General features: G+C 66.8%; 6 protein-coding genes. 5 read left to right on the top strand and 1 reads right to left on the bottom strand.

The window, feature by feature from the left end:
- The first annotated feature begins 301 nt into the window (after positions 1 to 301).
- The 5 genes from F8274_RS04550 to F8274_RS04530 are packed head-to-tail and all read left to right on the top strand — an operon-like array spanning position 302 to position 10455.
- Positions 302 to 1780, top strand: a complete 1479-nt coding sequence (locus tag F8274_RS04550) for an ATP-binding protein (RefSeq protein WP_151461009.1) — start codon at positions 302 to 304, stop codon at positions 1778 to 1780.
- A 47-nt stretch (positions 1781 to 1827) separates the two neighbouring features.
- Entirely contained in the window at positions 1828 to 4626 is a 2799-nt protein-coding gene (locus F8274_RS04545; RefSeq protein ID WP_151461008.1) for a Z1 domain-containing protein, read from the top strand.
- Positions 4623 to 5627: a PD-(D/E)XK motif protein gene (locus tag F8274_RS04540; protein ID WP_151461007.1), complete on the top strand. Its 1005-nt coding sequence runs from the start codon at positions 4623 to 4625 to the stop codon at positions 5625 to 5627. The genes F8274_RS04545 and F8274_RS04540 overlap by 4 nt, the downstream gene beginning before the upstream one ends.
- Positions 5624 to 7633, top strand: a complete 2010-nt coding sequence (locus F8274_RS04535; RefSeq protein WP_151461006.1) for an AIPR family protein — start codon at positions 5624 to 5626, stop codon at positions 7631 to 7633. Before F8274_RS04540 ends, F8274_RS04535 begins: the two co-directional genes overlap by 4 nt.
- A gap of 38 nt (positions 7634 to 7671) precedes the next feature.
- Entirely contained in the window at positions 7672 to 10455 is a 2784-nt protein-coding gene (locus F8274_RS04530; RefSeq protein WP_151461005.1) for a sigma factor-like helix-turn-helix DNA-binding protein, read from the top strand.
- Between the two features lie 61 nt (positions 10456 to 10516).
- Here F8274_RS04530 and F8274_RS04525 read toward each other — a convergent pair whose 3' ends face one another.
- A complete protein-coding gene (locus tag F8274_RS04525) occupies positions 10517 to 16180 on the bottom strand; it encodes an AAA domain-containing protein (protein ID WP_151461004.1) in 5664 nt (1887 codons plus the stop codon).
- Positions 16181 to 16210: the final 30 nt, after the last annotated feature.

The raw sequence follows: 16210 nt of genomic DNA, 5'->3' as shown, positions 1-16210 counted from the left end.
TCGACGATCGCCCATCCCGACACACCGCCGACTCATTGCGTGCTGCTGTCAACCCGACCGTTGGCCTGAGCAACCAACCACCCGTACGGGTGGAAGCATCGCGGACAAAAGATACATAACGCTCGGAAGCGCAATAAGCGATCTTGACGTACCTCGTGAGAGGAGCGTCACCTCCCTATACTCGCGCTGTCCGATTCAGCTCCAACGCTGCACCCCACTTCGGGGCGCTGACCCGGTCGGACAGCAACGAACGCAACTGTGCGGCGCCCCAAGCTCCGTGCCCGACTGGAGCCGACCTGCTTTGAGTTACGACATCGCCAACCCGGATCCCGCCGGAACCATCACCTCGCTGCGGTCCTTCGGGTACAGCGTCGAGGCCGCCGTCGCGGACCTGGTTGACAACAGCGTCTCGGCGGGCGCCCGGCACATCGACGTCTACTTCACCTGGGCGGGTCCAGCCTCGTGGGTCGCGGTCGCCGACGACGGCAGAGGCATGACGACCGAGGACCTGGTCAGTGCGATGACCGTTGCGGCTCGCGGCTCCTTCAAGGCTCGCGCATCCGAAGACCTCGGCCGTTTCGGCATGGGTCTGAAGTCTGCCTCGTTCTCCCAGGCCTCGCGGTTGACTGTCGCAACGAGGCCCGGCGCCGGCACCGCCGAGGCCGTTCGCACCTGGGATCTGGGCGTCGTCTCCGCAACCAGTGAGTGGCGCCTGCTGCACGGCACGGATGAAGAGACCAGCGCAACACTCACCCAGCTGCGACGGCGCAGTGGTGCCGGCACGACGGTGATCTGGCGGAGCCTGCACCGGTTCAATGTCGACGGCCTGACGGTGGAGGACACCCGAGCGCAGAAGCAGTTCTACACGGAGGCGACCCGCGTCGAGGAACACCTCGGCATGGTGTTCGCCCGCTTCCTGACGGGCCGAAACCGAATCGCGATGACGGTTAACGGCACTCCGGTGGAGGCGTGGGACCCGTTTCTCAGCGGGCACCCTTCGGTCCAGCGACTTCCTACCGAGGACCTGCCGGCTGGTTCGCACACCGTCCGGATCGAACCATTCATCCTGCCGCACCCCAAGAAGCTCGACTCACGGCAGCAGGAACAGGCTGCCGGACCCGCTGGCTGGCTCGACCAGCAGGGCTTCTACGTGTACCGACGGGACCGACTCATTCTCGCCGGCGACTGGCTCGGCATCCGCGGGTTCCGACGTGACGAGCGGTACAACCTCGCGCGGATCGTCGTGGACGTCCCCGCCGAGGCGGACGCCGAATGGGCCATCGATGTGCGGAAGTCGACGGCGGTCCCTCCGGTCGGTGTGCGGCGCCACCTCCAACGCATCGGCACGGCTACTCGCAGCAGGGCCGCCGAGGTGCTCAGCCATCGTGGTCGGATCGCTGCCCGGGAACACGGCGCCGAGTTCATCTACGCATGGCGGGTGGACAAGCGCGACGGCAACATCCGGTGCCGCATCAACCGCGATCACCCCCTGGTCCGGGAGGTGATGCAGGGCGGTCCCGACGCCGCTGTCGACGCGAAGGCGCTGATCAGGCTCCTGGAAGAGACCGTCCCGGTGGCCGCACTACGGATCATGCACGACGGTGACGTGGCCGACGACCCCGAGCCGTTCCTCGGAGCCGCGCCCAAGGAGGTGGGCGACGTGGCGAACCGCATCTATGCCGCCTTCGTCGCCCAGGGCCGCACTCCCCGCGAGGCGAAGGAGCGACTTGCGCTCATGCCGCCCTTCGACCAGTTCGACGGTTTCTGGCAACAACGCTGACGGCCCTACCGCCGCCGACCGCACATCAGATCAACGGGGAGGGCCACATGACCGCGCATACGCAGGACAGCAATGACGCGATGCAGCAGGCGATCCGGCTCGTGCTCGCACTGTTGCCTCAGGACCGGCAGGCGACGCAGGAGGAGATCGCAGAAAACGTCGACCCGATCTGGGTGATGCAGCAATCCCGTGGGCAGCTGCTTGACCGGGACGTCCTGTTCAAGGAGATCGAGTCGCGGGTTGCGGTGTGGCAGGACGACTCGGTCGGCTTGAAGGACGATCGCAACCACATCGAGTGGCTCACCGAAGCTCAACTGGAGCGCAGCTGGGACTTTTGGGACCGCTACCGCCGGTATCTCGAGGACGTGCGCCTTATGCCGCCGAGGGTTGTCCGCCGGCTGGACCAGAGCACGGATCGCATCCTGCGCCAGATCGAGGACCCACGGCGTCCGGGCGCTTGGCGTCGTACCGGCTTGGTGGTCGGCCAGGTGCAGTCAGGCAAGACTGGCAACTACATCGGCTTCGCCTGTAAGGCGGCCGACGCCGGGTACAAACTCATCGTCATACTTGCCGGTATCCACAACAGCCTCCGGAGCCAGACTCAGCTCCGGGTCGACGAAGGCCTGCTCGGCTTCGACACGCAGTACCAGCAGCGCTACGACGAGACGACGAAGACGGCACGCATTGGTGTCGGAGTTATGCCAGGCGTGAAGCGGCTGAAGATCGCGTCACTCACGAACAGCTCGGAGGGTGGAGATTTCAAGCAGCAGATAGCCAGGAACCTCAACCTGCCGATCGGTGACTACCCAGTCGTACTCGTGATCAAGAAGCACAAGAGCATCCTCGAGAACGTCCGCAAGTGGATCGTCGAGGTTGAGGGTGTGCCCGCCGGGGACGGTAAGTCCAAGGTCGTGCGGGACATTCCGCTCCTCGTCATCGACGATGAGGCGGATCACGCATCCGTCGACACGACCAAGGACGATGACACCGACCCCTCGACGATCAACCGGTCGATCAGGCATCTGCTCAACAGCTTCGACAAGGCGGCGTACGTCGGATACACCGCGACGCCCTTTGCCAACATCTACATCAAGCCGAAGGCGGACCACGACACGTTCGGGCTCGACCTGTTCCCCGAAAGCTTCATCGAGAGCCTGCCCGCGCCTTCGAACTACCTGGGACCGGAACGGGTGTTCGGACTGAGCGCGACGGACCCGGAGGACGACGGGATCAAGCCGCTCCCGATCTTCCGCCCCGTTCATGATCACGAGAAATGGATGCCTCGCCGGCACAAGAAGGAATGGGTGCCGTCGGAGGAACTTCCCGTGTCACTCCGCGAGGCGATCGATGCCTTCGTTCTGACGTGCGCTGCCCGTCGGGTGCGGGGACAGGGCAGTCAGCACAACTCGATGCTCGTGCACGTCACACGGTTCGTCAGCGTGCAGAATCGGATCCGCGACCAGATCGAAGAATACGTTGAGCTGATGCGTGACCGGCTCCGCGACGGGATGGGCGGGGAGGCCGCCCAGTTGCTTGCCCAGCTTCGGGACCTGTGGGAGCGGGACTTCGCCGTCACCAGTGCGACGTTCCCGGCCGAGGAGGCCTCGCCGACAGGTTGGATTGACGTCGAGAAGGAGCTGCGACCGGCTCTCCGGAAAATCGATGTGCGGGCCGTCAATGGCACCTCCCGCGACGCGCTCGAATACTACGAGAAGCGCAAGGCCGGGCTGTCCGTGATCGCCGTGGGGGCGGAAAAGCTCTCCCGCGGACTCACGCTGGAGGGTCTCAGCGTGAGCTATTACCTGCGAGCGTCGTCCATGTACGACACGCTCCTGCAGATGGGGCGCTGGTTCGGCTACCGACCCGGCTACGAGGACCTGTGCCGGCTGTACACGACGTCCGAGCTCTTCAAGTCGTACGGGGAGATCACTGCTGCGGACAACGAGCTCCGTCGGGACTTCGAGGAGATGGCCCGCCTCGGTCAGACGCCGGAGAGCTTCGGATTGCGGGTCCGCGCCTCTCCCGCCGGGCTGGCGGTCACCGCCGCCAACAAGATGCGACGCGGCGTCAAGGTGCGGCTCAGCTACTCCGGCGAGCTCCCCGAGACGACGGTCTTCAGTTTGCACCCTGAGGCTGTCCGGCGGAACTTCGACATCCTCGAACGCTTCATCACCGGCTTGGAACAGCAGGGCGGTCCTGAGCACGACGGGACCAGCCTGGTCTGGCGAGGCGTTCCGCCAACCGAGATCATCGACGGCTTCCTCGACGGGTACATCTCCGACCGCGGCTCCTACCGCGTGCGTCCGGCGCTCATCGCCCAGTACATCCGCGGCTGCGTCGCGGTGGGCGAGCTGTCCCACTGGACGGTGCGGCTGGTGGGCACGCCCACCGGAACGTGGCGTGAGATTGGTAAGCACCCAGTTCGTCTCGTGACCCGCTCCCGTCCCGAAGGCATGGAGCCGGAAGAGGGGCGGCACACCATCAAGCGGGTCCTCAGCCCAACGGACGAGAGCAGGGACCTCTCCGATGAACTCCGAGCACGCGCTCTGGAGGCGACGAGCGCCGCTCGCCGGCTCGAAATGGCGCGCAAGGGGAAGAAGTTCAAAGAGCCGAGCATCCCCACCGGCCAGCCGCTCCGAAGGTTCCGACCCGTGCAACAGCCCTTGCTCCTGATATATCCGATCGAACACCCCGAGCGGGAAACCGACGCCAGCCTTCCTCCACTGGTCGGCTTCGCGATCAGCTTCCCGTTCTCGGAGCATCCGACTGAGACCGAGTACGTGGTCAATGACGTCTGGAGGCAACTCGAGATCGATCTCTTCGATGACGAGGATCCGGACGAGTGAGGATCCGAGAAGAGGACTGGGCGCCTCTCGAGGCTGAGCATCACCCATATGGCATCGTCGCCCGGCGCCTGTTTCCACGATCGCGGCACGACATCTTCCTGGCGGTTCAGCAGCCAACGGGGAGGCGGGTGCTCCTTCTACGGGTACCGGCGTCTGCCGGTCGGTCGGTGGCCGAGCGGTATCCATCATTGCCCAGCACCCGAGGTCTTGCGATCGAGTTCGCGACGGCTCCTGACGGACGCACCGAGCTTCGGGTCGTCCTTACCGCCGACGAGCGGCGGGAGGTCTTCAATCCGCTGATCGCCGACGTGGCCGCGACCGCAGACGCAGCGGAGGGCCCCGTCGAGGCTCTGACTGCGGCCATCGAGCGCTTCGAACACTGGCGTCATCTCCTCCAGTCCATACGTGACACGGGGCTCAGTGACGAGGCACGACGAGGTTTGTTTGGAGAACTGGTCGTCCTACGCGACCACCTTTGTCCGGTCCTGCCGCCTCAGGAGGCGGTGTCGGCTTGGCGCGGGCCGACGGGGGCGAATCAGGACTTCGAACTGGCAACCTGTGCCATCGAGGTCAAGACCGGGACGGGAAGAAGCCCTCGGAGCATCGTCATTGCGAGCGAGCGTCAGCTCGATGACACCGGGACGGATCATCTGCTGCTGGCCCACCTCTCGCTGGACGAGCGACGGGGCGGGTCGGGCGAGTCGCTCAACGCCATCGTCGGCTCGCTGCGGGAGAGGTCACCCTCGGCGGTGCGAGCAGAACTGGATGATCTGCTCATCAGCGCCGGCTACCTCTCCGAACACCGGCATCTGTACAACGAGCTCCGCTACACCGTCCGGGGAGCGGACTTCTGGCACGTCACCGGCGACTTCCCGCGCATCACGGAGGCTGACCTACGGCCAGGGGTCGGAGGCTGCCGCTACCGAATCAGCACTGTCGGACTGGACCAGTACGGTGTCTCCGCCGAGCAGGTCGCCAGCATTGTCAAGGGGGAGGCATGAGCCAGACCAGCCTGTCGGCCTACGCGCAGGAGCTCGTTGCCGACGTGCTCGCAACAGCGGAGGCGGAGAACGCCACCGCTCCGGACACCTTCACCCGCCGGGTGCTGGATGAGTTGGAGCAGGCCGGTGAGGTGGAGAACACCTTCACCGCATACCACAAGGCGCTCGGTCTTGAGGTCAACGGCTACGGGATGAACGAATCCCTCGGGACCCTGGATCTGTTCATCACCCAGTTCAGCCTCCAGCCGGAGGAAGGTCGTCTGACCCGAAGCCAGGCCGAGGGGCACTTCAAGCGGCTGCTGACCTTCGTCCGCAAGTGCCGTGACGGCTTGGCCAAAGACATCGATGAATCGTCTGACGTGCATGACATGTGCGTCTCGGTCCAGAAGGCTCTGCCCGACGCTCCGCGGATCCGACTGTTCCTCCTGACGGACACCGTCAGCGGAGTCTCGACGCTGCCGCCCGGCGAGCTGGACGGTCTCACCGTCACTCATGAGGTCTGGGACCTCACCCGGCTTCACCGTTTGGCCTCCTCGGGCACACTCAGCGAGCCGATCGCGGTGGAGTTCGATCCACCGCTCCCCTGCCTCGCCACGCCCGAGATCGACCGCAACTATTCCGTCTTCCTGGCGATCATCCCGGGACAGGACCTCGCTGACCTCTACGGCCGGCACGGTACACGGCTGCTGGAGCTGAACGTCCGGTCGTTTCTGCAGACCAAGGGTGGGGTCAACAAGGGCATTCGGGAGACGCTTCTGCAGAACCCCGACCGCTTCCTGGCCTACAACAACGGCATCACCGCCACTGCTTCGACCGTTGAGTTCACTGAACTGCCCGAGGGCGGTCAGGCCATCACCAAGATCCACGATCTGCAGATCGTCAACGGCGGTCAGACCACGGCCTCGATCCACTACGCGCACACGCGTGACAAGGCGGATCTCAGCCGGGTGCACGTGCAGATGAAGCTGACCCGCGTCTCTCCCGACCGCCTGCAGGAGATCGTTCCTGAGATATCCAAGTACTCGAACACCCAAAACAAGGTCACGGTCGTCGACTTCAGCTCCAACCATCCGTTCCATGTGGCGATCGAGCAGGTGACGCGATCGCTCTGGGCGCCGGCAGCGGACGGAAGCGGGCAGGAGACGAAGTGGTTCTACGAGCGTGCCCGAGGGCAGTACACCGACGCTCTGGCCCGCGAACGCACCCCCGCGAACCAGCGCAAGTTCAAGGGCCTGCATCCGACCGGCCAGAAGTTCACCAAGGCTGACGCGGCCAAGTTCATGCACTCCTGGGCCGGTCTTCCTTACCTGGTGAGCCGAGGGGCCGAGAAAAACTTCCGCGAGCTCATGGTGCGAATGGGTGAGAACGTCCCGGACGTCAACATCAGCTACGCGCAGCGTCTGCTTGCCAAGGCGATCCTGTTCAAGGCCACCGACAAGATCGTCGCGTCGAGGGACTTCGGCGGCTACAAGATCAACATCACTTCGTACTCCATCGCCCGGCTGGCGGAGGCCACCAATCGACGGGTCGACCTGGACCGCATCTGGCGGGAGCAGCGCCTGTCGCCTGCGCTCGCCGCCGCGCTTGATGGCCTGTGCGCGCCCGTCCGCGAGGTGATCGTCAACCCTCTCAGGGGAGGCGCCAACATCGGCGAGTGGGCGAAGCGCCCGGACTGTTGGGAGGCCGTGCTCGCCATCCCGTGGACGGTCCCCGACGACCTCGCGGCGGAGCTGACCGATCAGCCACTCGATGACAGCGCACCGACAGACACGGGTGACAGCACCAGCGGTGATGTGACCTTGGTGCTGGCGATTCCCGCCCCTGAATGGTTCGCCCTGGCCCGATGGGCCAAGGAGACGAGCAACCTCCAGCCGTGGCAGCGGCAGTTGGCTGACAACGTGGGCCGCTACGTCAACAACAGCTGGACAATCAGTGACAGGCAGGCAGCGCAGGCAATGCGGGTGATGGCCGAGGCACAGCGACTCGGGTTCAGAAGCACGCCCTGACATCGTCGCTCACCGTACGAGCATGAGAGGACCACTGCGTGACCAGCGCACCGTTCGGGGATCTCCCTCCCGAGGCGTATCACGACGCGCTCTGGACCCGGGTGCTGCCCTGGCTTGCCCATCACACGCCCGCCACAGCGCGGGAGCTGACCGATCTCACCCCGTCTCCCGACTGGTGGCTCACCGAATCACCTGCTGTGACGACAATGATGGCCGAACACGAAGTGCTCTGCCGTCACCTGGCTCGGTTCTTCCTGGCCCGGCATCTGGACGCGACCTTCGGAGAGAGCTTCCCGACGGTGCCCGGACGGATGCCGCTTGCCACTCTCACCACGGGAGCCAGGGCGCGGACGGCCTTCCAGAGACTTCAGGTGCAGACGGTCGCCGAGCTTGAGCCACTGTCGGTGAAGGATCTCTATGACGTCCGCGGCACGGGCCAGGGCACTGTGGAGGAGGTTGTCGCAGCGCTGGTGTCCGCTGCCATCATCCGGTCCGGCGATCTGCCCGAGATCGACGTCAGGGCAGAAGACACTCCATCCACGAGTTCATCAACAGTGAGCCTGCCACCGGCACAGGCTCAGCTACTCGAGGATCTGGCTCAGCTTGCCGCATGGCACCATCTTCGGCGACGCAGCGGTCAGTCTCTGCTGAAGGTCGTCATCGAGGACGGCGCACCCGAGCAGATTCAGGAAGTGGCGCTGCGGCTCAACTCCCTGACGGCAGCCGACATGGTGTCCAACGGCGCCAGTCCTGACCCGGTCCTGGAGTTCACCGCCTTCCTGTCCGAGCTCGATGAGCGGCAGTTGCAGATTCTCCGTGACCGGTTCCTCGGCAGACCACCGAGAAAGTTGGCTGAACTGGCGGTTGATTTCGACATTTCCCGCGAACGGGTGCGCCAGATCGAAGTCCGGCTCAAGGAACTACTGGCACGTACCTTCCACTTCGGCACCAGCATCGGAAACCTGCTGGCCAGTCTTCGGGCCGAGATCCAACCGATCGCTGCGCTTGACCGGTTAATCACCCTGCACCCCGATCTCGCCCGTGATGTTCCGGGTGTTGAGGTGCCCCTGTGGCTGGTGCTCGACCGCTTGGACGATTACTTCGAGGTCAGTGACGGGTGGGCCGCAGCTCCCGATGTGGGAGCCGCGCGGGAGCAGACCCGGATCCTGCTCGAGGACTTCGCGACCGAACACGGTCTTGTCGATCTCGCTGCGGCCACCTCCGCCACCGCGATGCCGAAGGCGGAGCTGCTCGCATGGCTGACCTGGTGCGGCTATGTCGTTTACAACGACCAGATCCTGACCCGTACGCGATCCCTCAACGATCACGCGGCGAGCCTGCTGGCAGCGACGGGTGAACCGCTGCAGACCGACGAGTTGCACCAGGAGATGGGCCGGGACACCACCATCCGGAGCCTGACCAACGTGCTCGGCAGCGACGATCGGTTCGTCAGGACCGACAGGGCGACGTGGGGACTGGCGAGCTGGGAGGTTGAGGAGTACACGTCGATCCGCCAGCAGATCGGGCTCGAACTCGCTGCAGCCGGTGGGCAGATCGAACTCAGCCGGTTGGTGGAGTCGATCACGAACCGGTTCGACGTGTCGCCGAGCAGTGTCCAGGCTTACGCGGGCAACGGCGAATACGAGATCATCGGCCGCGTCGTACGGCGCCGGGAATCTCCAGCAGCGCCTCGGAAAGCCCCCAGCGCGACCCGTAGGCTGTTCCGACATGGCGATGTGTGGAAGCTCCGCATTGCCATCACCCGTGATCACCTCCGTGGATCCGGCTTCCCTGTGCCGTCAGGTGTCGCGAGCCTCGTCGGATGTGTGCAGGGCGAGGTGGTTGAGCTCGATTCGGATCTCGGCACCCAGAGCATCCGCTGGACGGGGCTCCAGCCTGCCAGCGGCACCATCAAGAGGTTCCTGGACCAGTCGCAGGCTAGGGAAGGGCAGAACGCCTTTCTCGAGTTCAAGCCGTACGGCCGCTTCAGCCTTACAGTCCGTGAGCCGGTTGCACCCGGCACGGATCCGTTGACCCAGGCTCTTGAACTGGTCGGTGCCGCCGACACCCGCGATGTGGAGGCCGCCAAGGCCGCCCTGGCCACTGCAGTCGACCTTCCTGAAGACGCAAAGCCTCGACGCATCCTGGCGGCCTACCGGCAGCGCGGCGACGACGACATCGCGGCGCTCCTCGAGCAGGTGTGGACACGCCAGCGGGACAACTGGACTGGCCAGCAGACCACCGCCGAGAGCCGGTCGGAGGCGTTCAAGCTCTCCATGGTCGAAGCCGACCTGCCGACGTCAGTGGACCTGGAACGTGACGCCGCACCGCACGCCGACGATCTGCACGTCAATTCTGTGAACACGGAAGACGCTGTTCGCGGCGACGGAGGACTGGACGAGGATTCGTCGGCCGCTTGGGTGCCGGTGCCTGCGGGGTATCGCAGCGTCGGTTGGGTTCGTCCCCACGAGGCGGAAGCTGCCGTCCTGGCGTACCAGTTGCACGCCGATGTACCCGTGCATGACGGTGATGAGATCACCGGCTGGGCTCGTTACGTGGACGAGGCCTCGACGAGGGCTCTCGATCTCAACGCCAACGTCAAGCTGGTGAGAACCCGTGGCCAGAGTGAGCGGATCGCCTGCTGGATCAGAGAGCATGAGGCGTTCAGCGTCACCCAGGCTTCGGCTGAAAGGCGTTCCGTTGCGGTGACCGGGCCAGACGGCGAGGCGGCCGGACTGGTGGAGTATTACCAACCAGGCAGCGAGGAGGCCACGCGCTTTCTGAGTTCGACGAGGCTGCTCCGGGGCCGCCCGCCGGGCTGAGGGAGAGCTGCCGTCCTGTTATGGGCAGGGACGGCAGCCATCTCAGCGTCACTTCAACGCTTCACGACGATGCTGCTTTCACACGGCTCCGGGCGACTTCTAGTTCCTGCTCAGTGAACAGGGCGTGGAACTCCGGACGCAGTGCGAGCGCCTCTGCCGTGAGATCCACTCGTCCCCGTTCCCACAGTGCGGTGAAGCCATCTGAGATCGCGGGGTTGTGCAGCAGTTGTCGCGCGCTGGCCAGTCCGCCCTTCTCAGTCACCAGGCGCAGCAACAGGCTCGGGTGATAGCTGACCTCGTCCCTCGCCCGCTGACAGATGCGGACCATCTCCCGGTGGAAGTTTGCCTCAAGGCTCCCCCGGTCAACGGCGCCGATTCCGGGAGCCACCGACGGGCCGGAAGTTCCGCCTTGTCGTCCATTGCTCTCGCCCGGCATCGCTGGGAACGTAGCGAGTTCATCCTCACCCGTCTTCTGCAGCAGGGCAGCCCGGGGCTCCGAATTGTTTGCTCCCTCAGGATTCACACCGGCTGGAACCTGCACCTCGCCGACGGGCGCCTTTTCGCTGTGTGGTGCAGCTTCCTCCCAGGAAGAGCGCAGCAGACGGGTGACGCTCCGGTTCCGGATAGCAGCCGGGCTGGTCGGGGCAAAGTATTGAACCAGCCCCTCCCTCCGACCGTCGTCGGTGTCGCAAGGGCTGTCCTTCCTTGTGCTCGCCGTGCGGACGACGGCCTCCGCCTCGTTCTGGCGTACCCAGCAGACGAAGCGCGCCCCCCCGGCGTCGGCTCGCTCGATGCGGACATCTGCTCGGTGGGGACGAGCTTCGGTTGAGGTGCCACCCTGATGCCGGGCCCAGCCCAGAACCTTGCCGCCATGACGGATGGGAGTGTCACGGCCGTGTCGGTAGCTCTCGAGGGCAGCCATCGCCTCGTACGGACGAAGCCAGGCGATGCTGCGGTAGCCGGGAGGCACCCACTCATCCAGACCGCTCTCGTCCTGACGCTTGCGGACCGGTGACGTGGCCGGATCAGGCATCGTCTGTACGGGAGCCACGACCACCGTCGGAACGACGGGTGCAGCGACGGCCAAGTGAGCTTCAGGAACATCGACGGCTTCAGGCCTGAGGCTTGGCGTCCCATGGCCTGTGGGTTCGGTGACGCCGATCTGCACAGATGCCTTGTCCTCATCCTCGGCAGCTTCTGGTAAGCCCTGCTCGCCACTTGTCGCGGAAGCGTCCTCGGCGGGCTCGACTGACGCCTCGGTCGCAGTCGGAACACCACTGTTCGCCGGTTTCGCCGCACGTCCAGCGGCCCCGCCAATGAGGCTCTCGCTCTCATCGATTCGCGAACGCTGATCCGGCACCCGCAGATCGGTCCGGACCTCGGCCGACTCGTTCCCGCCGGCAGGTGCCGCAGTAACTGGCAGGTCTCGGGAAGGCTCCCCAGTCGGCTCGGGAACAACGACGCCGAGTTCGTCGATGCGCTGCCACAGCGGCTCCAGCGCCGCCTCCGGATCCCGGCTGAACACGCTCCCCCGGATCCGTACGAAGACGCAGTTGCCGACGCGCTCCAGCACCGCCTGCCGGCGCATGTCGCTCTCCCACTGGTCCGGCCCGTGGTACGCGTCACCGTCACATTCGATGGCGAGCCGCCGCCCGTCTCGTGCGGGGAGGACGAAGTCGATCCGGTATCCACCGATGCGGAACTGTGGCATCGGCCGGTACCCGCGGCGCAGGATGCGGCGGAGCACCTCGCGTTCGAAGTCGCTGTCGCAGCGCTTCTCCAGGTCGTCGTACCCCTCGTCGACAGCGGCAACGTTCTGGCAGTAGGTGAGCAGCAGCCCGCGGGCGTCGTCCTGGCGCAGGTCGGCTGGCTGCACCGAGTGAAACACCCACATCTGGTCCCTGGCCCGGGAGGCCGCGACATTGACCCGCCGGTGGTGGTCACGCTTGGTGAAGGCGGAGACCGGGCCGTGGTGCGGCTCCACGACCATCGACACGAGGACGATGTCCCGCTCGTCGCCCTGGAAGGTGTACGAGTCACCGACGCGCAGCCGACGTCGTTCCATCTCCTCCTCGCCGATCTCCTCACGGAGCCGCGTGAGCAGGTAGAGGGCCTGGCCGCTGGTGCTGAGCAGGCTCACCACCCCGATGCTGCGTCCCTCGTAGGCCGGATCGGCGACGATCGTCGCGACCCGCGCGACGAGGGCTTCGGCCTCGGGGACGTTGACGTCGCCGTAGCTGGCGACGTTCTGGCGGATGCCCTCCGGCACGTGCACGGCGATGACCGGGTCGCCGATGCCGGCGGGCCGGTCTGTGCGCAGCGGTTCGATCTCCCCGCCGTAGTACGTCTCGCTGGAGAAGCCGATGATCGCCGGCACGGAGCGGAAGTGCTCGGTGAGCAGGATCCGCTCAGGGGAGCGTCGGACGGCGTGGTCGTAGAGGCTGCTCTCGGGGTCGAAATGCTCCGCGGAGGGCACGTCGACCAGGTGCGAGTTGATCAGGCCGGTGACCGTGCCGACGAACGACAGCTGCGGGCCGATCTGCTGGTCATCGCCGACGACGACGGCCCGTTCGGCGAGGCTGAGGACGGGCAGGGAGAACATGTCGGCCTGCGACGCCTCGTCGACGATTACGACGTCGAAGTGCGCGCCGCCGGCGAACTGCTCGATGGCCCGGTCGACGGACATGACCCAGACCGGCACGGCGTCGACGGCGGCGCTCATGGCCCGCTGGGCGTGCGCCTGCCACTGGGCGGCGTTCTTTCCCGTACCCTTGCCGATCTTGCGGAGGGCGGTGGTCCAGTCGGCGAGCGCGGCCCGCCGACGGTCGTCGAGCGCCAGGGAGACCTCGAGCCAGGAGGAGGCGACGACGAGTTCCTGGGTGAGTCGCCGGATGCGGTCCCGCGTCTGCTCGACCCGCCGCCCGAGCGCGACCGGGTCGACGCTGCCCACGACGGCGTCGAACCAGGTCTGGGCACGGCGCCAATGCCACCGGTGCATGCAGTCACCGCCGGTGCCGGCGAGGGCGGACGCCTCGCCACCGTCGATCTCGGCGGTCCACGCGGGGGCCGCCGGACGGAGCCGTTCGGCGAGCTCTACGAACCGCTGCGCGTCCGGGCGCAGACCGGCCAGGCGCCGCACCTCGTCCAGGAGGCCGTCCCAGCCTTCGACATCCGCCCGCTGGCGGGTCTGGTCCAGCAGCCGCCACAGCTCGCTCGCCTCGGTGTTCGACATGCCGTGCTGCAGCAGCGCACCGAGGTTCTGCTCGTCGGTGACGAGCCGGTCGTACTCGAAGACAGCGGCGCACCGGGCGACCGTGTCGGTGAGCGCGGTCAGCCGGCGTACGTCGACCGCCGGCTCGACCCGGGGCACCAGGCGGAGGATCGTCGCGTGCAGGGTGGGCCAGCGCCGGCGGTCCCAGTCCAGGGCGGTCGCCGCGTCGGTGAGCAGCCGGCCGGCCCAGAGTTCGGGCTCGCCGGTTTCCTGCGGCAGGTTGAGCCGGGTGCGCCACTCGGTCCACCGGGTGGCCAGTTCCTGCCGGAGCCGCAGGCGGTTGACGTACGCGAGGACGACGTCGACATCATCGGTGGCGCGCAGGATCTCACCGTCGATGCGGCAGTCGGCCGCGAGCTTGGCGAGAGCCCCTTGGAAAAGTTTGCTGACGCCCTTGCCGGCGGCGAAGCGCTGACGCAGTTCGCCGAGCTGAGCCAGCAGCCGGCGCGGTTCGGCGAGGTGCGCATCGGGGACGATCACCCGGTGCCCGGCAACGACCCGGGTCGCGGCAGCGAGCTCGGCGAGCGCGCGCTGGCAGGCCGCGACGTGGTCCTCCCACATGGCCCGCCAGTTGGGGTCTGCCTGCAGCAGCCTGGCGAGCATGTCCGTCCAGGCGCCCTCGCGGGCGGTCAGGAGGGCGAGCGCCTCGCGCAGGTGTCGGACCAGTTCATCGAGCGCGGGCCGGCCGAACGCCCGTACCTCCGCGAGCATCACCCCGTCCACGATGAGCCGGTCGAGCTCGGCGCGGGTGGCTGCGAGTTCCCGCCGCGCGGCGAGGAGCGCCGAGGCGGTCGGCAGCGCGGCTGCCGTCGGCAGGTGCCGCAGCGACTGCGTGCGGTCCTGGCGGACGGTACGGCGGGCGATGTCGAGCAGGTCGGTGAACTCCTCGACGGAGAGCGGGGCGTCGAGGTGCGGTGGGATCTCGTCGGGAATGTCGCCGTACCGGGCGGCGCGGTCACGTAGCCAGCTGCCGACGTCGCTCGGCGACAGCCGGATGCCGTCGATCTCGTAGTGTGCCGATTCGTTCTCGGCGAGGGTGCGCAGCGCGCCGAGCGCTTGGCCGAGGTCCCGTTCGGCATCCTCGAGCTGCCGGCGCAGCCGGTCCACCCGCTGCTGCTCGCTGCGCCGGTCCAGGGTTGCGCCTCGGTCGGAGAGTTCCCGTGCGGCGAGCTGAAGCTGGACGAGCTGGTCGGTGGAGCGGCCGAGTACCGCCAGGCAGAGCGACTGGATTTCCTGAGGCAGCCCGTCGCGCAGGACACGCAACGGGTCCTCCTTCTGGGCGACCACGAGCACCCGCTTACCGTGGGCCATCAGGTGGCAGATCAGGTTGCGGATGGTGTGGGTCTTACCGGTGCCGGGCGGGCCCTGGACGGCCACGTTGCGGTGCTGGGCGAGGCGGCGGGCGATGGACTCCTGCGCCTCGTTGGTGGGCAGTGGCATGAGCAGCCGCTCTCCCAGCGGCGTCCACCGGTCCGGCTGGTCGTGCGGCATCTCCAGGCGGCTCGGCTCGTGCGCGAGAATGGCGGCGAGCGCACCGATACTCGCGGTGTCACCACTGAGCAGGCGAGCGCGCAGTTCCTCGAGGAACCGGCGCAGCATCCGCTGCCGAGGCCGGACGAAGAGCACTCCGGTGTCGTGGACGTACGAGCCGGCGGGGGCGGGAGCGTCGGCGGCGCGAAGGGTCGGGTCGAGCCCGAGCCGACGCAGCGCCCGTCCGAGGAACTCCTGGCGGGAGAAGTCTTCCCAGACGTCAAGGTCGAGCTGACCGCCGGGACCGGCCAGCGCGAGCAGCTGGCTGAGGTACCGCTCGTCGAGACCGGTCAGCGGATCGGTCTGGAGGCGGCCGGCACCCTGCGGCACCACCGTGATCATCGATCGGTCGGCGTCGAACTCGATGGCCACCGGGGTCACGATCAGCGGGTACTGCACGCGGTTTGCGCCCACGTCCGTGCGCAGGACGCCATGCCCCCACACCAGCTCGTGGGTGGCCGCGTTCATGTCGACGCGGTGCTTGAGGTCGAACAGGCTCCGGTGCAGCCGACGTACTGCCTCCGTACGCCGAGCCTGCTCGGCCCACGGACGCCAGTCTCGCTCCCGCCATTGCTCGAACCGCTCACGCAGGCGCTCGACCGTCTCCTCGTCGCCAGCCAGCCGCGGTTCGGTCTCGTACGACAGCGGCCCGGCAACATACGGGCTGAATTCCGCGGGTGCCCGGAGCTGCTTCGGCGCGGTCGGGAGACCGACCCGCAGCCAGGCGCTGCCGTCGGGCGAGACGCCCACCTGGCAGTCTGCGTGAGCGGGTAGTTCGTGCTGCCAGAAGGCGTCGGCCTGCGACACCGTCCGGGCCGGTTTCTCCATCTGGGCGCGAACGGCCATCAGGTACTCGACCAAGGACGTGGCGCGGTCGAGGATCAGCGACGGCGATTCCGACGTGGGCGTGGAGCGGCTGAACATGTAGCACCTTCGGATCAGGTCAGCGGGCTG

It is taken from the genome of Micromonospora sp. AMSO31t, from assembly GCF_008868175.1.
Lineage (GTDB): Bacteria > Actinomycetota > Actinomycetes > Mycobacteriales > Micromonosporaceae > Micromonospora.
This window is presented reverse-complemented; position numbering and strand designations above follow the sequence as displayed.

What these genes read in the sequence shown, in the direction of transcription:
- F8274_RS04535 (WP_151461006.1), top strand. Translation starts at nt 5,624, where the DNA reads ATGAGCCAGACCAGCCTGTCGGCCTACGCGCAGGAGCTCGTTGCCGAC.
- F8274_RS04545 (WP_151461008.1), top strand. Translation starts at nt 1,828, where the DNA reads ATGACCGCGCATACGCAGGACAGCAATGACGCGATGCAGCAGGCGATC.
- F8274_RS04525 (WP_151461004.1), bottom strand. Translation starts at nt 16,180, where the DNA reads ATGTTCAGCCGCTCCACGCCCACGTCGGAATCGCCGTCGCTGATCCTC.